20 protein-coding genes are annotated in these 23,931 nt (G+C 72.0%); 14 read left to right on the top strand and 6 right to left on the bottom strand.

Annotation, left to right across the window (positions count from 1 at the left end; translation table 11 throughout):
• Positions 1–162: 162 nt before the first annotated feature.
• The 11 genes from ACFPA8_RS25005 (at position 163) to ACFPA8_RS24955 (ending at position 13,617) form a co-directional block, all read left to right on the top strand.
• Positions 163–1,959, top strand: a complete 1,797-nt coding sequence (locus tag ACFPA8_RS25005) for a fatty acyl-AMP ligase (RefSeq protein WP_386452061.1) — start codon at positions 163–165, stop codon at positions 1,957–1,959.
• Between the two features lies 1 nt (position 1,960).
• Positions 1,961–3,766, top strand: coding sequence for an acyl-CoA dehydrogenase family protein (locus tag ACFPA8_RS25000; protein ID WP_386452059.1), 1,806 nt, complete (start codon positions 1,961–1,963; stop codon positions 3,764–3,766).
• Between the two features lie 9 nt (positions 3,767–3,775).
• Positions 3,776–5,566 carry an acyl-CoA dehydrogenase gene (locus tag ACFPA8_RS24995; RefSeq protein WP_386452057.1) on the top strand — a complete coding sequence of 597 codons (1,791 nt, stop codon included), beginning with the start codon at positions 3,776–3,778 and terminating at the stop codon, positions 5,564–5,566.
• A gap of 101 nt (positions 5,567–5,667) precedes the next feature.
• Entirely contained in the window at positions 5,668–5,946 is a 279-nt protein-coding gene (locus ACFPA8_RS24990) for an acyl carrier protein (RefSeq protein WP_386452055.1), read from the top strand.
• The gene (locus tag ACFPA8_RS24985) at positions 5,946–9,116 is read left to right on the top strand and encodes a type I polyketide synthase (protein ID WP_386452053.1); all 3,171 of its coding nucleotides are present in this window, start codon (positions 5,946–5,948) and stop codon (positions 9,114–9,116) included. Before ACFPA8_RS24990 ends, ACFPA8_RS24985 begins: the two co-directional genes overlap by 1 nt.
• A complete protein-coding gene (locus ACFPA8_RS24980; protein WP_386452051.1) occupies positions 9,113–10,195 on the top strand; it encodes a 3-oxoacyl-ACP synthase III family protein in 1,083 nt (360 codons plus the stop codon). The genes ACFPA8_RS24985 and ACFPA8_RS24980 overlap by 4 nt, the downstream gene beginning before the upstream one ends.
• Complete coding sequence (locus ACFPA8_RS24975; RefSeq protein WP_386452049.1) at positions 10,192–10,440, top strand: acyl carrier protein; 249 nt, start codon at positions 10,192–10,194, stop codon at positions 10,438–10,440. The genes ACFPA8_RS24980 and ACFPA8_RS24975 overlap by 4 nt, the downstream gene beginning before the upstream one ends.
• Positions 10,437–11,333, top strand: coding sequence for a 2-oxo acid dehydrogenase subunit E2 (locus ACFPA8_RS24970; RefSeq protein WP_386452047.1), 897 nt, complete (start codon positions 10,437–10,439; stop codon positions 11,331–11,333). The genes ACFPA8_RS24975 and ACFPA8_RS24970 overlap by 4 nt, the downstream gene beginning before the upstream one ends.
• Positions 11,239–12,126: a 4'-phosphopantetheinyl transferase family protein gene (locus ACFPA8_RS24965; RefSeq protein ID WP_386452045.1), complete on the top strand. Its 888-nt coding sequence runs from the start codon at positions 11,239–11,241 to the stop codon at positions 12,124–12,126. The genes ACFPA8_RS24970 and ACFPA8_RS24965 overlap by 95 nt, the downstream gene beginning before the upstream one ends.
• A 188-nt stretch (positions 12,127–12,314) precedes the next feature.
• A complete protein-coding gene (locus tag ACFPA8_RS24960) occupies positions 12,315–13,445 on the top strand; it encodes an alpha/beta hydrolase (RefSeq protein WP_386452043.1) in 1,131 nt (376 codons plus the stop codon).
• Positions 13,438–13,617, top strand: coding sequence for a hypothetical protein (locus tag ACFPA8_RS24955; protein WP_386452042.1), 180 nt, complete (start codon positions 13,438–13,440; stop codon positions 13,615–13,617). Before ACFPA8_RS24960 ends, ACFPA8_RS24955 begins: the two co-directional genes overlap by 8 nt.
• Positions 13,618–13,680: 63 nt before the next feature.
• Here ACFPA8_RS24955 and ACFPA8_RS24950 read toward each other — a convergent pair whose 3' ends face one another.
• Together ACFPA8_RS24950 and ACFPA8_RS24945 are read right to left on the bottom strand one after the other, a co-directional pair.
• Positions 13,681–16,515 carry an AfsR/SARP family transcriptional regulator gene (locus ACFPA8_RS24950; protein WP_386452041.1) on the bottom strand — a complete coding sequence of 945 codons (2,835 nt, stop codon included), beginning with the start codon at positions 16,513–16,515 and terminating at the stop codon, positions 13,681–13,683.
• A gap of 111 nt (positions 16,516–16,626) precedes the next feature.
• Positions 16,627–17,667 carry an AfsA-related hotdog domain-containing protein gene (locus tag ACFPA8_RS24945; RefSeq protein WP_386452039.1) on the bottom strand — a complete coding sequence of 347 codons (1,041 nt, stop codon included), beginning with the start codon at positions 17,665–17,667 and terminating at the stop codon, positions 16,627–16,629.
• A gap of 377 nt (positions 17,668–18,044) precedes the next feature.
• Between ACFPA8_RS24945 and ACFPA8_RS24940 the strand changes: the two genes are divergently transcribed.
• A complete protein-coding gene (locus ACFPA8_RS24940; protein WP_386452037.1) occupies positions 18,045–18,704 on the top strand; it encodes an NADH oxidase in 660 nt (219 codons plus the stop codon).
• A 14-nt stretch (positions 18,705–18,718) separates the two neighbouring features.
• Here ACFPA8_RS24940 and ACFPA8_RS24935 read toward each other — a convergent pair whose 3' ends face one another.
• Positions 18,719–19,327, bottom strand: coding sequence for a response regulator transcription factor (locus tag ACFPA8_RS24935; RefSeq protein WP_386452035.1), 609 nt, complete (start codon positions 19,325–19,327; stop codon positions 18,719–18,721).
• A gap of 73 nt (positions 19,328–19,400) precedes the next feature.
• Positions 19,401–20,543, bottom strand: a complete 1,143-nt coding sequence (locus ACFPA8_RS24930) for a sensor histidine kinase (RefSeq protein ID WP_386452033.1) — start codon at positions 20,541–20,543, stop codon at positions 19,401–19,403.
• Between the two features lie 590 nt (positions 20,544–21,133).
• Between ACFPA8_RS24930 and ACFPA8_RS24925 the strand changes: the two genes are divergently transcribed.
• Both ACFPA8_RS24925 and ACFPA8_RS24920 read left to right on the top strand, forming a co-directional pair.
• Positions 21,134–21,625 carry a hypothetical protein gene (locus ACFPA8_RS24925; protein ID WP_386452032.1) on the top strand — a complete coding sequence of 164 codons (492 nt, stop codon included), beginning with the start codon at positions 21,134–21,136 and terminating at the stop codon, positions 21,623–21,625.
• 362 nt (positions 21,626–21,987) lie between these two features.
• Entirely contained in the window at positions 21,988–22,869 is an 882-nt protein-coding gene (locus ACFPA8_RS24920) for a helix-turn-helix domain-containing protein (RefSeq protein WP_386452031.1), read from the top strand.
• Positions 22,870–23,011: 142 nt separating this feature from the next.
• Here ACFPA8_RS24920 and ACFPA8_RS24915 read toward each other — a convergent pair whose 3' ends face one another.
• Together ACFPA8_RS24915 and ACFPA8_RS24910 are read right to left on the bottom strand one after the other, a co-directional pair.
• Entirely contained in the window at positions 23,012–23,167 is a 156-nt protein-coding gene (locus ACFPA8_RS24915) for a hypothetical protein (RefSeq protein WP_386452030.1), read from the bottom strand.
• A 239-nt stretch (positions 23,168–23,406) separates the two neighbouring features.
• Complete coding sequence (locus ACFPA8_RS24910) at positions 23,407–23,871, bottom strand: PPOX class F420-dependent oxidoreductase (protein ID WP_386452028.1); 465 nt, start codon at positions 23,869–23,871, stop codon at positions 23,407–23,409.
• Between the last annotated feature and the right edge of the window lie 60 nt (positions 23,872–23,931).

Genomic DNA, 23,931 nt, shown 5'->3' with positions numbered 1-23,931 from the left:
CCGGCGGATCCTCCCGTCGGTCGCACGGCCGTACGCCGACCCCCGGGCGCGCCCGGGGAGCCGGGGGCACAAGCGCCCCCTTAGCGCTCGAAAGCATGATCAGTCACCCGCACATCCCCTCGCCGGCGCTCAGCCAGCGGATCTCGGAGAGGCCTGGGAACGATGTCGACAAGCTTCCGCACCTTCACGGAACTGGTCCTGGCGCGCACAGCCGCGCACAGCGCCGAGGACGCCTTCGTCTTTCTCCCGGACGGCACGGGCGGTTCGGGCCCGGAGCACCTCACGTACGCACTGCTCGACCAGGAGGCCCGCCGCACGGCCGCGTGGCTTCAGGAGCACGGCGCGTCCGGACGCCAGGTGCTGCTGCTCTATCCGACGGGCACCGCCTTCATCAAGGCGTTCACGGGCTGCCTCTACGCGGGCGCCGTGGCCGTGCCCGCGCCGCTGCCGACGGAGCAGGGCCAGCACTTCAGCCGCGTCTCCGGGATCCTCCGGGACTCCGAGGCCCGCGCGGTTCTCACCGACTCGGCCAACGCTCCCGCCATCGGCGAATGGCTGGCGGCCGAGGGCATGACCGACGTGCTGTGCCTGGCGACCGACTCGGCCGGGTACGCGGACCCGGCGGCCTACACGGAGCCCACCGTCGCCCCGGAGAGCCTGGCCTTCCTGCAGTACACCTCCGGCTCGACCAGCAACCCCAAGGGAGTGATGGTCTCCCACCGCAATCTGCTGGCCAACGAGGAGACGATCCACCGCGTGGTCCGCTCCACCAGCGGTTCCACGATCGGCGGCTGGCTGCCCTTCTACCACGACATGGGCCTGATCGGGCACATACTCCAGCCCCTCTACATGGGCGCCCGGTCCGTGCTGATGTCGCCGGTCTCCTTCCTCAAGCGGCCCCACAGGTGGCTGGAGATGATCGGCGAATACGGGATCCAGATCGGCGGCGGCCCCAACTTCGCGTACGAGCTGTGCCTGCGCCGCGTCACCGACGAGCAGCTCGCCACCCTCGACCTGAGCCGCTGGCATTCGGCGGTCAACGGCGCCGAGCCGATCAGGGCCGAGACCGTACGCGCCTTCACGGAGCGCTTCGCCCCGGCCGGCTTCCGGCCGGAGGCCTTCTTCCCCTGCTACGGCATGGCCGAGACGACGCTGCTGGTCTCCGGCGCGCCGCGCGGCACCCGGCCCGTGCTCCGCGACGTCGACGCAGCGGGACTCGAAGGCGGCGAACTCGCCCCGCCCCAGGCCGGCGAGACGTCCCGGACGCTCGTCAGCAGCGGCGCCTGCGACGACTTCGAGATCCGCATCGTCGACCCGGAGACACGGCGGGAACGCCCCCGCGGGAGCGTCGGCGAGATCTGGCTCAAGGGCGAGAGCGTCGCGACGGGCTACTGGAAGAGCCCGGAGACGAACAAGGAGATCTTCGACGCGGTGATCGAGGGCGCCTCCTCCGGCGGGAACGGCCAGGACGGCGGCGGCTGGCTCCGTACCGGCGACCTCGGCGCCCTCGACGACGGCGAGCTGTACGTCACCGGACGGCTGAAGGAACTGATCATCTTCTCCGGGCGCAACCTGTACCCGCAGGACGTCGAACGCGTCGTGCAGGCAGGCGAGAAGGCACTGAACGCCGGGTCCGGCGCGGTCTTCTCCGTCGAGAGCGACCGCGAACACCTCGTCGTCGTACAGGAGGTGCGGGCCAGCGCGCTGAGCGGGGACCTGCCCTCCGCCGCCGGTGAGATCCAGCGGCGCGTCAGCAGGGAGTTCAACGTGCCCGCGGGCAACGTCGTCCTCGTACGTCCCGGAACCGTCCGCAAGACCACGAGCGGCAAGATCCAGCGCACACTGATGCGCAAGCTCTTCCTGGAGGGTGCGCTCACCCCGCTGCACGAGGTCCTGGAACCGGCCGTCCGCGAACTGCTCGCCCGTTCCGCGGACCGTTCTCCGGCGCCGGTGGTCTGACATGGAACACCCGCCGTACCGGCTGGCGGAGGACCTGGACCGGTTCCTGGGCGACCCCCTGGACCCGGCCGGGGACTTCTCCTACGCGCGCTGCGTGGAACTCGACGAGAAGGAGGAGTTCCCCGCCGGGATCTGCCGCCGCCTCGACGAATGGGGCCTGCCCGGCTACTACGTGCCCGAGCGGCACGGCGGGTGGCTGGGCGACTACGAGCAGCTGCTCCAGATCATGCGCAGCGTCGCCAGGCGTGACCTGACCGTCGCCGTCGGGCACGGCAAGACCTACCTCGGCGCGGTGTGCGTCTGGGTCGCCGGCACGGACGAACAGGCCCGCCGCCTCGGCCGCGAGGTGACGGCCGGCGTCCCCGTCTCCCTCGCGCTGACCGAACGGGCCCACGGCAGCGACCTGTTGGCCAACGAGGTGCAGGGGCGGCGGGACGCGCCCGGAGCCGGGTGGAGCGTCAGCGGTGAGAAGTGGCTCATCAACAACGCGACCCGCGGGTCCGTGCTCTCGCTGCTGACCCGCACCGATCCGGGCGGCGGTCCCCGCGGCTTCAGCGTGCTCCTCGTCGACAAGCGCAGGCTGCACGAGGGCGGTTACCGTCACCTGCCGAAGGTGCGCACGCACGGCATCCGCGGCGCGGACATCTCCGGCATCGTCCTCGACGGTGCGGAAGTGCCCCGCGAGGCGCTGGTGGGCGCCGAGGGCGGCGGCATCGAGACCGTCCTGAAGGCACTTCAGCTGACCCGTACGATGTGCGCCGCGCTGTCCCTCGGGGCCGCGGACCATGCGCTCCGGCTCGCACTCGGCTTCGTCGAGGAACGTGAGCTGTACGGGCGCCGGCTCGTCCAGCTCCCGCAGGCACGCCAGGTGCTCGCGGAGGCGGCGGCGGACGTGCTGACGCACGAGGCGCTGGCAGTGGTGGCCTCGCGGGCGGTGCACACGCAGACGGCGGAGATGAGCCTGACCTCCGCGGTGACGAAGTACCTGCTGCCCAGCGGCACCGAGGACGTCTTCGCCGCCGTGACGAGGCTGCTCGGCGCCCGCGCCTTCCTCAAGGGCGTGTACGCCCAGGGCATGTTCCAGAAGGCCGAGCGTGACCACCGCATCGTCGGTCTCTTCGACGGCAACACCCTGGTCAACCTCAACTCCCTGGTGAGCCAGTTCCGTTCACTCGCCCGCGGCTTCGAACGCGGCACGGGGGACGCGGCGGGCGCGAGGGCCGCCTTCGACCTCTCCGCGCCGCTGCCCGAGATGGACCCCGCGGCGCTCTCGCTCGTCGCGCGCCGCGGCAGCGGAGTCCTCGCCACCCTCGGGGACTCCGTACGGGAACTGGAGCGGCAGTCCGCCGGAGATCCGGCTCTGAGCGCCGCCGCACGCGCGGCGGAACGGCTGCTCGCCGTCGCCGGCCGGCTGCACGCCGAGATGGCCGCCCAGCCGCTCGTCGTGGGCGACGTGCCGCCCGCGTCGTTCGAGACGGCCCGCCGCTACACGCTGTGCTACGCGGCGGCGGCGTGCCTGGGTCTGTGGACGCACAACGCCGCCCGTGCCCGTACGTCCGACGGCGGCCCGCACCCGTTGTGGCAGGACGGCCTGTGGCTGCGCACCGCGCTGGACCGGCTGCTGGTGCGGCTCGGCGAACCCGGCTGCGACGACCCCGCCGCCTACGACGCCCTGCTGGAGCGGATGCGTGAACTGCGCCGCTCGGGCGAGCTGTTCGCGCTGTTCCCGCAGCGCCTGCCCGCAACGGCCCCTACGCCGTCCGCGGACCCTCAGCGGTCCGTGGACGAGCCCACCCCAGGAAGCTGAGAGGACGCAATGCCGACCGGTATCGAGGCCGCGGGGCCGCGGCAGGCCTCCGCGCACGGGGCCAACGACGAGAGCGCCGCGCCCGCCGGCCAGGAGGCGCGGGCCGAGGCCCGGGTCGCCGTGCTGGAGGCAGCCTTCGGCGACCCCACCGACGAGCGCAACGAGGTGTCGTACGCACGTCTGCTGGAGGCGGACGAGGCCGGTGAGCTCTCGGAACCGGGCGAACGCCTCCTCGACGAGGTGATGCTCAACGCCGACTTCGTGCCGTACGGACAGGGCGGACGCCTGGAGCGGATCGACAGCCTGGTGCGGGTGCTGCGTCCCGTCTTCCGCCGCGACGTCGCGCTCGGACTGGGCTACGGAGTCACCTCCTTCATGGCGGCCGTCAACGTGTGGGCGGCCGGGGACGACGAGCAACGCCGCCGCATGGCCCAGCTGCTGCTCGGCGGCGGCAAGGTCTCCGTCGCCTACCACGAACTCGCCCACGGCAACGACTTCGTGCGCAACGAGTTCACCGCCCGGCCCTCCGCCGGCGGCGGACACCTGCTCCACGGCTCGAAGCAGGTCATCAACAACGCGGGACGCGCCGCCGCCTGGGTGCTCTTCAGCCGCACCGACCCCGCGCCCGGCAGCCGCAGCCACTCCGTGTTCTTCACCGCACGCGACTCCTGCGACCCCCACAGGTACCGGGTGCTTCCGCGCTACGACAGCGTCGGCGTACGCGGCTGTCACCTGACCGGACTCGACTTCGACGACTGTCCCGTGCCCGCCTCCGACCTCGTGGGGGAGACGGGCAAAGGCGTCGAAGTCGCCCTGCGCGCCTTCCAGATCACCCGCACCGCCATGCCGGGAATGGCACTGGGCGCGGCCGACACGGCACTGCGCACCGTCGTACGGTTCGCAGCCCGCCGTCACCTCTACCGCCGGACGGTGCTCGAGATCCCGCACGCCAGGGCCACTCTCAGCGGCGCCTTCACCGACCTGCTCGTCTGCGACAGCCTCTCGCTGGCGGCCTCCCGCGCGGTGCACCTGCTGCCCGAGGAGACCAGCGTCTATGCGGCGGCGGTGAAGTACCTCGTGCCGCGGATGCTCAGCGAGACCATGAACGAGCTCGCGGTGGTCCTGGGCGCGCGCTACTACGTCCGCGAGGGCGAGTTCGGCATCTTCCAGAAGCACATCCGCGACCTTCCGGTGCTCAGCCTCGGACACGCGGGGTCCGCGGCGTGCCAGGCCACGATCATCCCGCAGCTGTCCCGGCTGGCCAGACGGTCCTGGTTCACCTCCCGGCCGGCGCCGCCGGAGCTGTTCGCACTCCGCGAGGACCTGCCCGGCATCCCCTTCGGCCGGCTCACCCTCACCGCCGGCAGCGACTCCCTGAGCGCCACGCTCGTCGCGGCCGTCGACGAACTGCCCGGCGGCACACCGCAGGAGCAGTCCGTACGGGACCTCGCTCTCGGCATGGTGGGGGAGCTGCGGAAGGTCCAGGAGCAGAGCCGCGCTCTCGCGGCCACGGACCGCACCGCACTGGCCCGCCCCGCCGCCTTCGCCCTCGCCGACCGGTACACGGTGCTGCTCGCCGCCGCCTCCGCGATCGGCGTGTGGCAACAGGCCCGCCGCGACGGCGGGTTCCTCGCCGACCCGGCGTGGCTCGCCGCCGCACTCCACCGGCTCGCACGGCGTCTCGGCCGGCGGCCGCCGGAACTTCCCCCGCAGTGCGAGGAGAGCATCCACCGGGAAGTGCTGCGCCGATTCGAGCAGCAACGCAGCTACGACCTGTACGACACCCCGCTGGCCGGCTGACCGCCCGGCCCTGCCCGGGCGCAGCGCCCCGATCGGGCCGGTTCCGCCCCGCGCCACGGCCACTTCCCGCTCGACCACCGATCCCCGCCGAGGAGTTCACCATGTCCGTACCCACGACCGGACCCACCGCCCAGTCGCTGTCCACCTGGATCATCGAGCGCATCGCGGGCTACCTGCAGCGCCCGGCCGGGGAGATCGACCCGACCGTGCCTCTCGCCGAGTACGGACTCGACTCGGTGGCGGCGCTCAGCCTCTGCGGCGACATCGAGGAGGACTTCGACCTCGTCGTGGAGCCCACCGTCGCCTGGGACTACCCGACGGTGGAGGCACTGACCGGGCATCTGCTGGAGGAGTTCGCGGCCGGGCCGGGAGCGGCCTGATGGGCCGGGTAGCCGTCGTCGGCATCGACTGCCGCTTTCCCGGCGCGCCCGACACGGCCGGTTTCTGGGACATGCTGATGCGTTCCGGGGACGGGGTCGGCCACGTACCGCCGCAGCGCTGGGCCGCCGGGGACTTCCACTCGCCCGACGGCGCCGAAGGACGTACGAACACCACCGAGGGCGGCTTCATCGCCGACCCGGACGTCTTCGACAACGAGTTCTTCACCGTCTCCCCCCGCGAGGCCGCCGCCATGGACCCGCAGCAGCGGTTGCTGCTGCACTCCGCGTGGCGTGCCGTGGAGGACGCGGGCGTCGCGCCCCACCGGCTGAAGGGCTCCGACACCGGCGTCTTCGTCGGCATCATGAGCAACGAGTGGGCGCAGCTGCACCTGACCGACTACCCCCGCGTCACCGCTCAGGTCGGCTCCGGCAACGGCTACTGCATGACGGCCAACCGGATCTCCTACCACCTCGACCTGAAGGGCCCCAGCCTCGCCGTCGACACCGCCTGCTCCTCGTCGCTCGTGGCCGCGCACCTCGCGGTCAACGCGCTGCTGGCGGGGGAGTGCGGCCAGGCGATCGTCGGGGGTGTCAACCTCGCGCTCACACCGGCACTGTCGATCTTCTACACGCAGGCGGGTCTCTCCGCGCCCGACGGCCGCTGCAAACCCTTCAGTTCGCAGGCGGACGGCATCGGCCGGGGCGAAGGAGTCGGCACCGTCGTACTGCGCAGGCTGGAGGACGCCCTCGCCGACGGGCAGCGCGTGTACGCCGTCATCCGCGGCACGGCCGTCAACCAGGACGGCCGCAGCAACGGCATCACGGCCCCGAACCGCTGGTCCCAGCAGGAGGTCGTCGAAGCCGCCTACCGCAGGGCAGGTGTGGAGCCCTCGGACGTCACGTTCACCGAGGGGCACGGCACCGGCACCGCACTCGGCGACATGATGGAGGTCAAGGCACTCGGTCACCACCACGCGGGGCGCACCGGCAAGCCCATGGCGCTGGGATCGGTGAAGGGCAACCTCGGGCACACCGAGGGCGCCGCCGGAGTCGCCGGCCTGATCAAGGTGGCGCTGGCCCTGCACCACCGGACCGTTCCGGCCAGCAGGTTCGCCGCGAAGGAGAGCGCGGCCCTGCGCCTGCGCGAGCAGGGCCTGCGGCTGCTCAAGGCGCCGCTGCGGCTGCCCGCCGGACCCACCGTCGCAGGGCTCAGCAGTTTCGGCATGGGCGGTACGAACGCGCACGCCGTGCTGGAGTCGGCGCCGGCCGCTCCGTCCCCGGCGGCCGCCGGCGAACGCGGGGAGACCGGCGGCGCCGGCGCCGGCGTCTTCACGCTCACGGCCCCCACACCCGAGGCACTGCGCCGCAACCTGCGGGCGCAGGCGGACGCCGTCGCCGCCCGGCGGGCGCCCCTCGGCGCGCTGTGCTGGACCAGCAACAGCGTCAAGCAGGGGCACCGTCACCGCTTCGCCGTGGCCGCCTCCGACACCCGGGAGCTCTCCGGTCTGCTGCGCGCCGCGGCCGAGGACGAGGAGACGCTGAAGAGGCACACGGGGACCGCGGCCGGGCAGCGCATCGGCTTCCTCTTCACCGGACAGGGCTCGCAGTACGCGGGCATGACCGCCGGCCTCCACCGGGACTCGGCGCTCTACCGCCGCTTCCTCGACGAGGCGGACGCGGCACTCATGCCTCACACGCACACGTCCGTGCGCGAGGTGATGTTCGGCACCGGCGAGGAGATACACCGCACCGAGTGGACGCAGCCCGCGCTCTTCGCCGCCGGATACGCCCTCGGCTCCACCCTCCGCGCGCTCGGGGCGCGTCCGGATCTCGTACTGGGCCACAGCGTCGGCGAGTTCGCCGCCGCCTGTCTCAGCGGTGCCCTTCCGCTGGAGGGCGCCGCCCGGCTGGTCGCGGCGCGGGGTCGGCTGATGCAGCAACTCCCCGCGGGTGGCGGGATGCTGGCCGTACGCGCCGGGCGGGACGCTCTCGCGGAGCGCGTCGCCGACGAGCCCTGGGTGAGCATCGCCGTCGACAACGGGCCGCAGGCGGTGGTCCTGGCCGGGGACATCCCGGCGCTGGAGCAGATCGAGAAGGAGCTCGGCGCGGAGCACGTACGCACCCGCTGGCTGAAGGTCTCCCACGCTTTCCACTCGCCGCTGATGCGGCCGATGATCGAGGAGTTCGCCGAGGTCGCCCGCGAAGTCGGCGGGGCCGCGCCCCGGCTTCCGTTCTACTCCACGGTGCTGGGCCGCCGTCTGCTCGACGGCGAGGCCCTGGACGCCGGTTACTGGACGGCGCACATCGCCGCTCCGGTCCTGTACGCGGACGCCGCCGCGGCGATGCTGACGGACAGTCCGACGCATCTGGTGGAGATCGGCCCCCAGCCCACGCTCACGTCCCTCGCGCGCCGTCTCGGTGCCGGGGCGGCGGCGTCCGCCGGCCGTCCGGCCGTCGCCGTGCCCGTCAAGGGTGAGGGCTCCGGCGGCCGGGACCTTGCCGCCGCGCTGGCGGCGCTCTACCAGGACGGTCTCGAACCCGACTGGGACGCGGTGTACGGGCCGGGGGAGCGGACACTGCAACGGCTGGCGCCCTACGAGTTCTCCACCGAGCACCGCTACTGGACGGCCGGACCCGTACGGGCCGCCGCGGCGGACCCGGCGACGGCCGAGAGCGACGCGGGGGCCGTGCCGGGGCAGGCGGCGCTGCCGGTCGCCGTCCAGGTGCCGGGTGCCGGGGGCGTGCTGCCGCCGGCGCAGCCCTCCGCGGCGGCCTCCGCCGACCCGGTCGGCGACCCGGTCGCCGACCCGGTCGCCGACGCTGTCCTGCGCGCGGTCGGACAGGTGGGCGGCTACCCGCTCGCCGAACTCGGCCCTCACCAGCGGCTCTACGAGGACCTCGGCTTCGACTCCGTGATGGTGATGGAACTCAAGCACCGCATCGAGGAGGAGCTCACGGGCGGTGCCGAACTGGACATGCAGGAACTGCTGTTGAGGCTCTCCTCCGTGGACGACCTCATCGGCTTCCTGCGCGAGCACCCGGCAGCGGGCACCGGCACGGGAACAACCGGCACCGGCACGGGAACAACCGGCACCGGCACGGGAACAACCGGCACCGGCCCGGGAACAGGCACAGGCACCGGCACAGGCATCGAGGAGAGGACGGCATGAACGGGACGCACCACGACGGCCCGGGGAACCCCGGCGGGCCCGCCGGCGGAGAGCTGGGCGGCCGCAGGCAGACGTACCTGGCCTCGGTCGGCACGGCCCTGCCCGGCGAACCGGTCGACAACGCGGCACTCGCCAAGACGCTGGGCGTCAACGAGGAGTGGATCGAGGTCTTCATCGGCACGAGGACCCGGCACTTCGCCCGGGACCTGGGCACGGGCGAAGTGCGCTGGTCGCTTGCCGACCTGTGCGCCCAGGCGGCGCAGCGTGCCCTGGCGGCCCCCGGCTGCGACCCCGGCGACATCGAGTTCATCGTGCTGGGCACCGCAACGCCCGACACCCTGATGCCGGCCACGGTCAACCATGTCGCCGACCAGCTCGGTCTCGACCAGGTTCCCACCTTCCAGCTCCAGTCCGGCTGCGCCGGTGCGGTGCAGGCGCTGAGCGTCGCCCGCAGCATGATCACCTCCGGTGAGTACCGCACGGGTCTCGTCATCGGCGGCGACGTGTGCAGCAAACACCTCGATCTCCAGCGGGACTTGTCCGGCGCGGCCCCGGGCGACCTCGTCAACTTCGTCCTGTTCGGGGACGGAGCGGGCGCCGCCGTGCTCACCGACGAGCCGCGCGGACAGCGTCTCGCCCTGCGCGAGGTGCTCAACCGGTTCACCGGGCTCAACCGCGAACCGGGCCAGGTCATCGAGTGGTTCGGGCTCGCCGACCGGTACGAGGACCGGCAGGCGCTCACCGAGGACTACAAGGCCATCGAGGAGTCCGTCCCGGTGATGGCCGTCGAGATCCTTTGGGAGCTGCTCGGCGAACTCGACTGGCAGGCCGAGGAGTTGGACTTCCTGCTGCCGCCGCAGCTCTCGGGCCGCATGACGCGCCTCATCACCGAGCAGCTGGACGTGCCCACAGCGAGGGAGGTCTCCTGCGTGGCCGAGACCGGCAACAACGGAAACGCCCTCCCCTTCCTGCAGATCGAGAAGCTGCTCGACGAGATGGCGGCGGGCCAGCGGGCCCTCGCGGTCGCGATCGAGTCCAGCAAGTGGATCAAAGCCGGCTTCGCCCTGGAGAAGATATGAGCACCAGCACCACCGACGGATTCACCCTCGCCGACTTCACGCGGCTCGTCAGCGAAGAGCTCGGTCTGCCCGTCGAACCCGGCCAGATCACCGCCGACTTCGACGAGATCCCCGACTGGGACTCCCTGCACCTGCTCAAGCTCGTCACCGCGCTGGAACCGGCCGCAGGCCGCGCGGTGCCGGTCGGGAAGGTACTGGAGGCGCGCAGCCTGAAGGAGATCTACGACCTGGCGGTGGCGGATTGAGCGCGCCCCCGCCGGACGGCCCGGAGCCGCGGGACGGCGTGCACACCGTCGTGGAGACGCGCCGCCGCCACACCCTGTACTTCCTGGAGTGGGCCGCCCGGCAGCGGCCGGTGCACCTGGACACCGAGGTCGACATGACCCGCGTCCAGCAGCACCGTGCCGCCGCCCGCGAGCACGACGTCCGCTACTCCGTGGTGAGTTACCTGCTCCTCGCGGCCGGCCGTGCCCTGCACCGCCATCCCCGGGCGAACGCCGCGATGGCACCCGGCTGGCCGGGGCCGCTGCGCCGTCCACGCGTGATGCGCTTCGGCACGGTCACCGGAAAGCTCGCCCTCGACCGGGACGTCGGCTCCGAACGCGCCGTGCTCTCCGCCCTCGTCCCCGGCCTGGAGAGCGCGGGCCTGGACCAGATCCAGGAGCGCGTGGACCGCTACCGCGGTCAGGACGCCGCGGAGCTGCCCGAGTTCGGGGGCGTACGGAGGCTCGGGCGGCTGCCGTCCCCGCTGGGCCGTACGGTCTTCGCGGCGGCCCTGCGCAGCACACGCAGACGCTCCGGACTCTTCGGCACCGTCTCCGTCAGCTCACTCGGCCACCGTCCCGTCGACGGTTTCCACTCCGCCGGCGGGACCGCGGTGACCTTGTGCGCCGGGCAGATCGCCGAACGTCCTGTGGTGCGCGCGGGCCGCATCGTGCCGGCGCCCGTGATGCGCCTCGGCCTCACCTTCGACCACCGGGTGATCGACGGAGCGGAGGCCGCCGACGTGCTGAGCCATGTCCGGCTCACCCTGGAGGACTTCCATGACGGCAGCCCGGAGGCAGCCCGCGGGCCGCACCTTCGTACGGCCGGTACGGATCACCGGACCCGAGGGGGACTGGAACCGGCTGCGGACTGACCTGGCCGGGCACGCACACGCAGTGGTGCACTCCCGCACGGAGGACTGGGCGCCCGCTGCGCAGCCGCAGCGGACCCAGGACGCCTTCCTCCGCGCCCGTTTGGGGCGCCGCGACTGGGAGCGCTACCGCAGCCTGCGCGTCCCGGCGGTACGGGAACGGTTCGCCGCCTCGCGGCTGCTGCTGAAGGCCGCGGTCGCGGCGGTGATCCAAGTCGCACCGCAGGACGTGGAGTTGGCGTACACGCCTGCGGGGCGCCCCTACCTGCCCGGCTACGACGCGGTGCAGATCAGCCTCAGCCACACCGGCAGTCTGCTCCTGGTGGGACTCGCCACCTGCGGCGTGATCGGAGTGGACGCCGAACGCAGCGACCGTCCGCTGTACGGGCCGGGCCTGTGCCGTCAGTCGTGCACACCGCACGAGGCGGGAGCGGTCGAAGCCCTGCCGCGCCGCGAGCGGGACGCGGCACTGGTCCGGCTGTGGACGCTGAAGGAGGCGTACAGCAAGGCCATAGGGCTCGGACTGGGCGCCGGATTCACCGAGTTCGGCTTCCCGGTGGACGCAGCCGCGGCCCACGTGCCCCTGTGCCTCCCCGACGGCACTCCCGCCGCCGGATTCGACCGCGCCTGGACCTTCCGCACGTGCCCGGTCGACGGCGGCCACACGGCCGGGATCGCCGTGGCGGATGCCGGGTTCGGCCCCGCACGGGACGTCGCGGCGTCCATGGCACTCGACGAGGCCGTCCTGGACGCCGTGTCGGAGACCCCGGGCGCGGCGCAGGAATCCGTCGGCTGACCCCCGGCCCGCCGGCCCCCCCCGATCCGCCGGTCCGCCGCATGTCGGCGCGTGTCCCGCTGCCGCGCGACTCCTTCAGAGCGCCGAAAGCCGCACCCCCGCGCCGTACAAGGCGGACTGAAGGCCGTCCCCCGACACTGGGCGCGCGCCCCAGCCCCCTGCGAACCCCGGATCCGGACGGTGAGGCAATGGACCACCTGCAAGAGCTGAAGGAATTCGCCCGCCTGCACGCCCGCGGACAGGGCATGCGGCCCGCACACGCCGCGCACGTCCTGGAGCAGATCACCAACGACACACCGGGCGACCCGCGTTCGTGGGCCCGCGTGTGGACCGCCCAGGGCGACGTCTCGGCACGCCGGGGCGACCTCCTCGACGCGTGCCGCCACTACGCGCTCGCCCGCTTCCCGTACCACGAGGGCAGCGACCGGCGCCGCGCGCAGGAGCTGTGCGTGTCCGCCTTCGACGAATGGCGGCGTGAGATGCGGGACATCGAACGTCTCGAGTTCCGGCACCCCGACGGCGACATCGTCTGCTGGGCCACCGGCCTGGACGACAAGCGTCCCAGGCCCCTGCTGCTCGTCATGGGCGGCATCGTCAGCGTCAAGGAACAGTGGGCGCCGCTGCTGCCGAAGCTGCGGCGGCTCGGCTTCGCCGCGGTCGTGGGCGAACTGCCCGGCGTCGGGGAGAACACCTGCGCCTACCACCCGGGTTCCTGGCGGCTGCTGCCGTTCCTGCTCGACCGTCTCGCCGGCCGGGCCCGCACCGGGGACTCCTCCCTGATGGCCCTGAGCTTCAGCGGTCACCTCGCCCTGCGCGCGGCGGCCGAGGACGCCCGCATCCGCAGAGTGCTCACAGTCGGTGCACCCGTCGCGCAGTTCTTCACCGACGCGCAGTGGTGGCCGCGCGTGCCCCGCATCACCGTCGAGACCCTGCACCGGCTGACCGGCGTACCCAACCCCGGCGAACTGCGCTCACTGCTGGGCGAGTTCGCCCTGACCGGCGACGTGATCGACGCGCTGCGCATCCCCGTGCGGTACGTCGCCAGCAGCCGTGACGAGATCATCCCCGCCGGGGAGCACACCCTGCTGCAACAGGCCCCGGGTGACGTGCGTGTGAAGGTTTTCGACGACGTGCACGGTTCACCCGCCCATCTCGGTGGTACCCGGAGGTGGCTGCTCTCCTCGCTGCTGCGACTGCAGTTCACCGGCCGCGGACGGCAACCCGCGGCGGCAGGAACCGGGCCGGGCCAGGACCCGGCGCAGCAGCCGGCCGACACCGGTACTCCGTCCGCGTCTTCCCTGAGAGGCAACCATGAGTAAGTCCCGCCAGTCCGGTCCCCGGCCGTCGACCGTACGGCCCTGGTACACCCTCGCCGCGCTCGGCGTCCTCGAGAGCGACCTGACCTCCACGCGGCGCAATCCGCTGCCGCCCGTGAGGGAACGCGCGCACCGGCACCCGGGCGGGCGGCCCACCGGCAGCGACCAGGCGTGACCCCGGGGCGGCCAGCCGGGACGTCGCCCGGCCCGCCGCCCCGGTGGCTCGCCCCGCCTCCGCTCAGGCCGCCGCACTCCCGGCCGCCGGTGGCGGCTGGATCAGCCACACGCCGGGCCGCACTTCGAGGGACAGCGGCCCGGAGGCCTCGTGCCCGCCCTGCTCCGCGGCGGCCCGCGCCTGGTCCGCCGTGCGCCGCGCGTACTCCAGCCACCGCGTGTCGCCGGCGAGTTCGGCAGCCGCCTCGCACTCGCCGAGCCGGGAGAGCGCCGCGTCCGGCCGGCCCTCGCTCAACTCCACGAAGGCGAGGCCCCGCAGGGCCTCCATGGCACCGCGTGCGTCGCCCTCCGTGCGTCCGGTCTCCAACGCGTGGCCGTAGTGCTGCTCCGCCCGCGCCGTCTGCCCCCGGCCCAGCAGCACATCGGCCTCGCCGGTGAGACAGCGTGCGGCGCCCGTCCGGTCTCCGCAGCGGGTGAAGAAGTGCCGGGCCAGGCGGTAGCGGTCCGCGGCCCGGCCGGCCTGGTGACGCTGCCATGCCAGGTCGCCCAGCGAACGCAGCAGCACCGCCTCGGCGCGTGCCTCACCGGCCTGACGTGCGGCGTCCAGAGCGAGTTCGTGGCTGGACTCCCACTCCACCCACAGGGCGCACGCCTCGTAGTAGCCGCTGAGGGAGGAGGCCAGGGCGGCAGTCAGCTGCCACAGCCCTGCGCCGTGCGTCCGCCGCACGGCCTCCAGCAGCCCCGCGGCCTCCTCACGGAACCACTGCAGCGGCGGACCGGCGACCAGCCGCTTCACCTCCGCCGCCGGGAGTTCCCACCCGTCCTCCGGTGCCGGCAGCCGAACGGCCGTGGCAGCGGGGGCCAGCCGGTCCCGGCCCGGGGCCAGCCGGCTGTCCGCGTGCCGGGCCAGCGTCAGACAGGCACGTCCCAGCCTCTCCACCGCCGCCCTCGTCTCCGGGCTGCCGGGCGTGGCCTCCGCGGCGAGCATCTCCACCGCGAGCGACCGCAGCAGCGGATGGAGTCCGTACCGTACGGACCTGCGGGTACCGGGAATCCGGCGCGCCTCCAGCAGATGTCCCCGCACCAGTTCCTCGGCCTCGTGCTCCGCCCCGGCGACATCCGTGGCGAGCAGCGCCGCGGCGCTCCACGGCGCGAAGTGGGGCTGCGGTGCCAGGGCCAGCATCCGGAAGGCGTGCTGCTGTTCCGGCCCGACGTCCTGATGGGCGGTCAGCAGACTGCTGCGCACGTCGAGATCGCCGAGTGCGAGTGCCGAGAGCCGTCCGCGTTCGTTGCGCAGGCGGCCGGCCAGAGCGGCGGCCGTCCAGTGCGGCCGGGCGGCCAGAGCGGCAGCCGCGACGCGCAGAGCCAGCGGCAAGTAGCCGCACAGCTCGGCGATCTCGGCGACGGCGGCCGGATCGCGGGCCGTCTGCGGTCCGCCCGAGGAGACCAGCAGCCGCTCGGCGTCCTCGGCGGCGAGGACGTCCAGCGCGAGATGCCGGGCGCCTTCGAGGCCGCCCAGCGCCCGGCGGCTCGTGACGATCACAGTGGTGTCCGGTACGGCTGAGAGCACTGCCCGTACCTGCGCCTGCGAGACGGCGTCGTCGAGGACGAGGAGCATCCGGCGACCCCGCAGACAGGCTCGGACATGGTCGGACAGCTCCTCCAAGTCCCGGTCGGCGGGCGCCGCCTGTCCGGCCTCCTCCGCGCCCGCCCCGAGCCGGAGCCGCCGCAGCAGGGTGGTCAGCGTCCGCGTGGGGTCGACAGCCCGGCCGCCGGCGTCCCGGAGCCGGAGCAGTACCCGTCCGTCGGGGAACTGCTCCGCCGTCTCGTAGGCCAGCTGAACGGCCAGCGCGGTCTTGCCCGCACCCACCCGGCCGGAGACTGCCAGTACCCGGGCCCGGTCCTCAGCCGCGTCCTCCGGGGACGGCTCGCCCTCCAGGACACGTGCGCCCAGGGCCAGTTGCTCCGCGCGTCCGGTGAAGTTGGCGACGCGGGGCGGAAGCCACAGCACGGGACCCGGCTGCGGAGCGCCCGGGGCGCCCGGCCGCTCCCCGTCCGCCGCACTCCGACTCTCCCCGCCCTGCGTCCCGCCGCCCGCCGGCTGCCCCGCGGGCGACGCCGTGCCGCCCGGGCCGCGCGGGCCCTGCTCGTGCCAGGCGAGAGCGGGGTCTGCGGCAAGGACCCGCTCCAGCAGCCGCTTCAGCGCCGGTCCGGGTTCGACTCCGAGCTCTTCGACGAGCGCGCGGCGTGCCCGGTGGTAGGCCGCGAGGGCGTCCGACTGCCGGCCCGAGCGGTACAGCGCCACCATCAGGTGCGCGTGGAGGGTCTCCCGCATGGGGTGGGAATGCGCCAACGCCATGAGTTCGCCGACCAGTTCGTGGTGCCTGCCCAGACGCAGGTCCGCGGAGATGCGCTGTTCCAGCACCTCCGTACGCAGCTCCTCCAGCCGTACGGCGCTCGTCTCCAGCATCGGCCCGTGCGGCACACCGGAGAGGGCCGCACCGGTCCACAGGCCGAGTGCACGGGCCAGCAGGGAGGACGCGTGGGTGTAGTCCTGCTGCTCGTACGCCTCGCGGCCCTGCACGCGCAGCGATTCGAAGACCGTCAGGTCCAGTTCGCCTTCACCGACGTTCATCAGGTAGCCCGGTGGCCGCGTCACCAGGGGCTGTTGCGCGTCGGGGTCGCCCTCCAGCAGTGCCTTGCGCAGTTGCGATACGTAGACCTGAAGGGTGGTCGCGGCGGTGCGCGGCGGCTCCGCGCACCACAGTTCGTCGATCAGGGTGTGGACCGACACGACGCTGCCGCTCTGCACGAGCAGCGTGGCGAGCACCGCCCGAGGCTTGGCCGCGGACGGGGTGCGGGGCGTCATGTGCACGGGCCCCAGAATGCGGAATCGCACGGAGTGCTGCCTTTCGAGGGCGCCCGGAATCTGGGCAGGGGGGACTGGGGAGGGGAGTTCGGGGGAAGCCGGCGGGGCAGGTGCCGCCGGGAGAAGGCGGGGGGCAGGTGCTCAGCAGTCCTGCAGCACGCTCACGGACGACTCCGAGACGAGACGTCCGCCCTGGGTGTAGGCGAGCTGGAAGTCGGCGACGGGACGTTGCTGCTCGTCCCGGCGGAGCCCTGCGGGGGCTGCTCCGCCGGCTGGACGGACAGTGCAGTACAGCGGAAGTCCCGGCTCGGTGAATCCGCGGAAGGACGCCTGCCAGTGCGAGAAGACGGCGTGGGCGGGCTTGAAGCCGTGCAGTTCCGTCGCGGTGAACAGCGCGGCCTGGCGCGAGACTTCGAGGAAGAGAGCGGACGTGAACGCGTCGGCGGCGTCCGGGAGGACCCGGCGGGCGGCGAGGAGGTCGACGGGGAAGGTCAGGCCGTCGCTCTGAGTTCCGGGGGCGCTCTCCGCAGGCACGCCGATCAGCACGTTGCGCGAGGAGCGCCGTCCGATGCGCTCCGGTGCGGGGGAGTGGTGCGCGGAGGGCGCGCCATGGTGTGCGGCGGCACTGTGGTGTGCGCTTTCGGGCCGGCCCTTGTTCCAGTGGTGGCGGTGGACGAGGGGAGTGGGGAAGGCGATGCGGGCGTCGGCGGTGCCACAGCGCTCCCCGCCGATGTCCACGGCCGCGCGGCAGACGAGGTTGTGCGGGATGCCGTTGACGACGTTGGCGGGAGTGATGCGGAGGTCGAGCGCGATCTGTGCGCTGCCCGGCGTACGACGCCACGGCTCGATGTCGGTGATGTCGGTGGTCCCGGAGGTGAGGACCATGTGGCGGCTCTCGGGGATGCGGAAACAGCGCCGGGCTGCGAACACGGCTGTCTGCCGCAGTGATTCGACGGCGAAGAGCAGGTCGTGGAACGCCGCGGTGCCGTCGCAGAACAGCGGGTGGTCGCCGGGCAGTTCGGCGGAGAAGGCGAACTGCTGCTGGACGGGCGGCGTCGACTGGAGCAGGAAGGCTTCCGGGGTGTCCGGCCGGTGCACCAGGTGGTGCGGTCCCAGCAGGGAGGCGGGCAGCGCGCCGGGGCGCTGTGTCCGAACGGCGGAGGGTCTGGGGACGATGGTCATGAGGGTCCTCTGCTCTGCGGCATTGTCCGGCAGTCCGACGGCTGCCGGAAAGAAAGGTCTGAAAGCCGTAGTACGCCTTCACACTTTCCTACTCCGCTGTAGCACCAGGGAAGAAAAACTGAAGCCCTGAGGGGCAGTTGGGGCGAAAGGCTCAATTCAGCGCCGGGCCGCCGGTGACGTCCGTCACGGGCTCTGCCTTCTGTGACCGGCGTCATGAATACCCGGCGGTGCACGGCGGAAATCATCTTTCGCCTTCTTCGAAATCCGAAGCATGCGATATGAAATTTTCACCCCGCGCAGGTGATCGGAAAGCTTTCGCGCCGCCGCAGGGCGCTTGCATACTTGACTGGCAGGCATGCGTGTGAAAGGGGGCCATCGTGCCGCTACCGGCCGACAGTTGCCCGGTGCACCTGTGGTCGCTGTCCGAAGACGTGGTCGTCGAGCCCGGGGAGAGCGACAGCGAGATCGTCCTGACCGGCCGCTGGGGCAGGGAACGCGTGCAGGGTGGCTGCCCCGTCGTGCGCGAGGCGCTGCGCCGCATGGTGCTCGGCCCCGTGCTGCTGGTGAACGCCGGTGTCAGGAGCAACGGTTCGGGCTCCGACCCGAACGCGTATCTCTTCCTGATGCTCATGCTCAGCCGCCTGTCCCACCTGGTGGTGCGCACGCTCGGCCTGGACGACCTCAAGGGCCCGCTGCTGTCGGTCCAGCCCGCCTCCCGGTGCGCGTCGTTCACTCCGGAGCGGCTGCCCTCGCTGCTGGAGGTGCGCCTGCCGCCGGGAGTCTCCTTCACCCTCGAACCGGCAGGTGTGGCCCTCGAGTTGCCCGACTCACCGCACCGCGTGGTGCTGCACCGGCCGGAGGCGGTCTGGGTGGTCGGGATGCTTGCCTGGCCCGTCACGCCGGACGCGGTCTCCTCCGCGCTGCCCCTTCCCTCGAAGGTGACGGAAGGCATCCTCGACTATCTCGCCGGTGCCGGAATGGCCACCCCCGTGCACACCTCGGCGACGGGCGGAAGCCGCCTGCGCAGCGGCGGCTGAGCAGCCGGCCGTGGTCAGAGCAGCCAGCCCGACTCCCGCGCGATACGGATCGCGTCGACCCGGTTCCGTGCGTTCATCTTCGTCACGACCGTCGTCAGATAGTTGCGCACCGTCCCGGTCGACAGGTGCAGCAGGGAGGCGATCTCAGGCGCCTCCGCGCCTTCCGCCGCAAGCCGGAGGACCTCCGTCTCACGGTCCGTGAGCGGACTGTCCGTGCCGCCCCATGCGGCCAGGGCCAGTTGGGGATCGACGGCACGGTGGCCGGCGGCCACCCTCCGGACGGCGGCGGCGAGTTCCTTCGGCGGTGCGTCCTTGAGGAGATAGCCCGAGACCCTCGCCGCCAGCGCCCGCCGCAGTGTGCCCGGCCGGCCGAGGCTGGTGAGGATCAACGTCCGGCACTCCGGCATCCTCTCGTGCAGCATCGACGCCGCGCTCAGTCCGTCGAGGCCGGGCAGGTCGATGTCGATGACGGCGACGTCCGGGCGCTTGTCCAGCGCGGCCGCCACCACCTCGTCACCACGCTCCAGTTCGCAGACGACTTCGAAGTCGTCCTCGAGATCGAGCAGCGCCACGAGGGCCCCACGGACCATGTGCATGTCTTCGGCGAGCAGTATCCGTATCACGGCGCCCCCGTGTGCTCTCTCTGCATGCGTGTGTTCGCCTCAGGTCGTTCCGCCCGGCGGGCCTTCCCCGGTGTCAGGCGGCCGGGCCGTTCAGCGGCAGTTCGCCGGTGTCCACCGCCGCGAGTTGCCGTACCGCGCTGACGGGGGCCTCGGCCACCAGCCGGTACATGCCGTCCTTCCCCCTCCCGGAGGTGAGGCTGCCACCGACGGCCCGCAGCCGCATCTCCAGATTGCCCAGTCCGCTGCCGCTGTACGGGGAGGGGTCGTGGTATCCGGGATCGACGCCGTCGTTGGACACCGACAGCCGTACGAACCCGTCCTGCTGAAGCCCCTCGATCTCGCAGACGGTCGCCTGGCTGTGCCGCAGCAGGTTCGTCACCGCCTCGCGCAGTACGGAGGCGAGCACCGTGTCGACCTGCTGGTTCAGGGCACCGACGGACAGCCTCGCCTGTACGACGATGTCCGCCGCGCTGAGCACCGACTGGGCCGAGTCGACCTCCTCTCGCAGTGACATGTCGCGGAAACCGCTGGCCACCCTGCGCACGTCGGCCAGCGACTGCCGCGAGATGCGCAGCACGTCGGCGACCTCCTCCGCGGCCCGCTTGGGGTGGGCGGGGATGAGGCGGTGGATCAGTTCGCTCTTCAGGGTGATCGAGGAGAGGCTGTAGCCGAGCAGGTCGTGCAGGTCGCGTGCGAAGCGCAGACGCTCCCGCGTGACGGCCATGCGCGCCAGTTCGTCACGGGTGTCGTGGACTTCGCGGACCAGTTGCGAGAGGCGTGAGAGGCCGTAGACCACGAGGCCGGTGAGCAGGCTGGACTGGCAGAGGTGGATGGCGTCCAGCGTCGAGCGGTTGTCCAGCAGCGGAGGCAGCAGCATGCTGAAACCGACCGAGCCGTACAGCGTCCAGGCCAGCCTCGCGGGGAGGAGCAGGAGCAGTGAACCGGCGAGGAAGCCGGCCATCGCACCCCACATCGCGCGGAAGGCGACCATGGGCAGGTAGGTGAGAACCGCCTGAATGGTCAGCGTCACCCACTTCCGCCAAGCCGGGGCGCGATTCGCACCCGGCGCGGAGTGGCAGAGCTGGATCAAGAATATCGCGGCGAGTCCCAGAAGGGCGGCCACGAGTTTCCCCGGGCCCAGCTGCGCGCTCAGAATGTTGAGCATCGTAATCGTCAGATAGCTGAGCAGAGCAGCCAGGAGAATGGCCTGGGCCAATCGCGGTGCCGGGAGATTCCGGCTGCGGTCGGGCGTAATGCCCATTCCGGCTGCCTCCGGTAGGGCAGCGCCGCCGAGCCGGTCCTGAAGTGCCATTTGTGCACAGCCTCTGCAATCGCTCATGTATGCGCTGTCAGGTAGGAGCATATGTGAGAACGCGTAAGGCCGAGGTGCCGATGGACGATTTCAAATGCGCTGTACACCACGGCTGTTCACGGTTCTGCCGGGAAGCTGCCGCCGCCTGGAAGGCCCGGCCGGTGTCCCCGCTTCCCGCCGGTCCGGCCTCGGAGGGAGTTCCGTGCCGGTGTCCCGGCTCCGCCCCTGGTCGCGGCCCGCTTGTCATGCTCCTCGCCGCATTGCGATCGTCCTCCCGCTGCCTCTGCTGAGCCAGTGTGACTGGAGTGACGATTCTGTGAGGATGCGACAGATGGGCACAGTGCCGCGGTCACGAACGACAGGTGAAGAATTCATACATCCCTCACCGGCACCCCGGTGACCAGCGCTTTTCCTCCCGGACGCAGCACCGTCGGCCGGCTCTCGGAACCCGGTCGGCACCGCCGTCGTCAGAGCGGTGAAGCTGGAGGTAGATCATGCGACAAGGCACAACAGGCAAGGCCCGTACGAAGACCGTACTCGCTCTGGTCCCGGCGCTGACCGTCATGGCGCTGACGGCGACGGCATGCGGAGGAAGCGGCCAGACCGTCAGCAGCGAGTCACCGAAGAAGCAGTCCCGCTTCGAGAAGCGCGCCACGCAGATCGAACAGGAATGGCCGAAGGTGAAGGGGATCAAGGACCGTCACAACGACATGCTTCCACTTCAGGCCGCCCAGCGTCCCGTTCAGGGCAAGGAGGACTCGCTGACCGTGACCGTCGGCCACGGAGGCTGCGACAGCAGCTACGGCGCGCACGTACAGGAGACGGACAAGCTCGTGATCGTCGCGGGCTGGGCGAAGAAGAAGAAGGACGCCGACTTCTGCACCAAGCAGCTCGTCAGCGACAAGACGAAGGTCGAGCTCAAGAGCGAACTCGGCGACCGTACGGTCGTCGACGCGGCGACGGGCAAGAAGCTGCTGAAGGGCTGAGCCCGGCGGCCCCGGCCGCCGGGAGCACGTGCGCACGGACACCCGCCCGGCCGCCGCCCGCCCGGGCCGGCGCCGCCCCGGTGCGCATCGCACCGGCCCGCACACTGTCCGTGTTGGCGCAGCCCCGCACCACCCGGTGCGGGGCTGCGACCGTGTGACCTGTCTCTCCCCACCCGTGTGAGCTGCCGCTCCACGCCGGGATCTTCGACCTGCCCCTCAACCGGACGGGTGCTGCTCTGATAACTTTCCTTCCCGACCGCATGGTTATCCCCATCCCCATCACAACCACGCGGCGGGCGAGGGCAGTTGAGCATCCGCACAGATGTGCCGCTGCCCCGGGCGCTGCGGTCAGGAGCCAGTGCGTGAGCGAAGCACTGCCGAGTGGCCAGAGCGCACCCACAGTGCTGCGCATCGTTCTCGGCAAGCGGCTGAAGGAACTGCGGGAGAGCCGCGGCGTCTCCCTCGAGGGCGCCGCCAAGGCGCTGAGCGTCAGCCACCTGACGATCCGCCGCATCGAGAACGCCCAGGTCAGTCTCAAGATCCCTTATGTGAAAGAGCTGTTGAGGCTCTACGACGTCTCCGAGGCGGAGGCCGAGGACTTCACCACCATGGCCGAGCAGGCCAACGAGCCCGGCTGGTGGCACAACTACAAGACGGCGCTGCCCGACTGGTTCCGGGCGTACGTCAGCCTGGAGACGGCCGCGGAAGTCATCCGTGTCTACGAACCGCACTACATGACCGGCCTGTTGCAGACGCGCGACTACGCCCGCGCCGTCATACGCGCCGGATTCCCCTACGAGCCGGAACATGCCCTGGAACACAGGGTCGACCTGCGCCTGCGCCGCCAGGCGCTGCTGGGCGGCCCCGGGTCGCCGAAGCTGTGGGTGGTGCTCGAGGAGGCGGTGCTGCGCCGCGAGGTGGGCGGCCCGGCCGTGATGCGCGGCCAGATCGAGCGGGTCCTGGAGGTGCTCGACGATCCGCGGATCACGCTGCGCATCCTGCCGCTGGCCGCGGGAGCCCACTCGGGGACGAGCGGCCACATCACCTACTTCCGGTTCAGGGAGCCGGAGCTGCAGGACATCGTCTACACCGAGGTCGGGCTCACCAGCGCCGTCTACCTGGACCAGCGGCCCGACGTGGTGACGCACCTGGAGGCGTACACCCGCATCTCGCGGCTCGCCTCCGAACTCGTGCCGGACACCCGCACGTATCTCAGCCAGCTGCGCAAGGAATTCACGCGCTGAACGCCGGGCACCCCGCCCCGGGCGGCAGGCTGCGCCGTTCAGCAGGAAGGTCCGCGGTTCTCCGGAAGGAGCACCGCGGACCCGAGTGCTGAGAACGGAGTCCGTGCGGCGGCCGCGCCGGAGCGTGGCCGCCGGGAGACTCTCAGTCGATGCCGCGCCAGATGTGGGGCTCGAAGCCGGGCTCTTCCTCGTCGTCGACGCCGGCCAGCAGCCACAGCGGCGCTTCCAGCGGCAGGCTCAGCTCCTCTCCGAGAAGGGCGCTCTCCATGGGTGACCGTGACTGGATGGCCGTGGTCATTTCTTCGTCAACTCCCCTGTGAAACTCGGGCGCAGGGCCGTACGGCCCCGAAGTAGCGACCGCCTCCCCGTAAGGCTCCCGCACTCCGATTCTGACCTGCGAAAGCCCGTCCCGCAGCCCGACGGAGCAGAGCGGCACGCGGTGCCGCAGACGCCGGCGGCGGACGCGGCCGGGGCCCGGGCCGGCACTCGTCGACGACATCCCTGGCAGGGCCCCGTGCCGCAGCCGGAAGAAGACGATCAGCCGGCGAGCCTCGCCGGGAAGCCGCCGGTCGCAATCGGCCCCCAGTGCCGCGGAGTGACGCGGATCAGGGACTTGCCCTGCTTCACCATCGCGGCCCGGTACTCGTCCCAGTCGGGGTGTTCACCGGAGATGTTGCGGAAGTACTCCACGAGCGGCTCGACCGACTCGGGGCTGTCGATCACCTCGGCGTCCCCGTCGACCTGCACCCACGGGCCGTTCCACTCGTCGGAGAGGACGACCACGCTCACGCGCGGATCACGGCGGGCGTTGTGGGTCTTGGCGCGTTCGGGATACGTCGAGACGACGATCCGGCCCGAGTCGTCCACACCGCACGTCAGCGGCGAGGCCTGGGGCGAACCGTCGGCACGCCGGGTGATCAGCAGTGCGCGGTGACGCGGACGGACGAAGTCGAGCAGGCCGGCCAGCTCGACACGGGTGTTGGTGGCGATGGAAGGGCTCATGCGGCCGAACGTACGTCATGCGACGGGAGCGCCGAACCCGCGCCGCCCGCGTGCCCGGCA

The sequence above is a fragment of the Streptomyces ovatisporus genome (genome assembly GCF_042653885.1).
Classification (GTDB): Bacteria; Actinomycetota; Actinomycetes; order Streptomycetales; family Streptomycetaceae; genus Streptomyces; species Streptomyces ovatisporus.
Note: the sequence above shows the minus strand (reverse complement) of the source record. Positions and strands in the feature narration are given on the sequence as shown.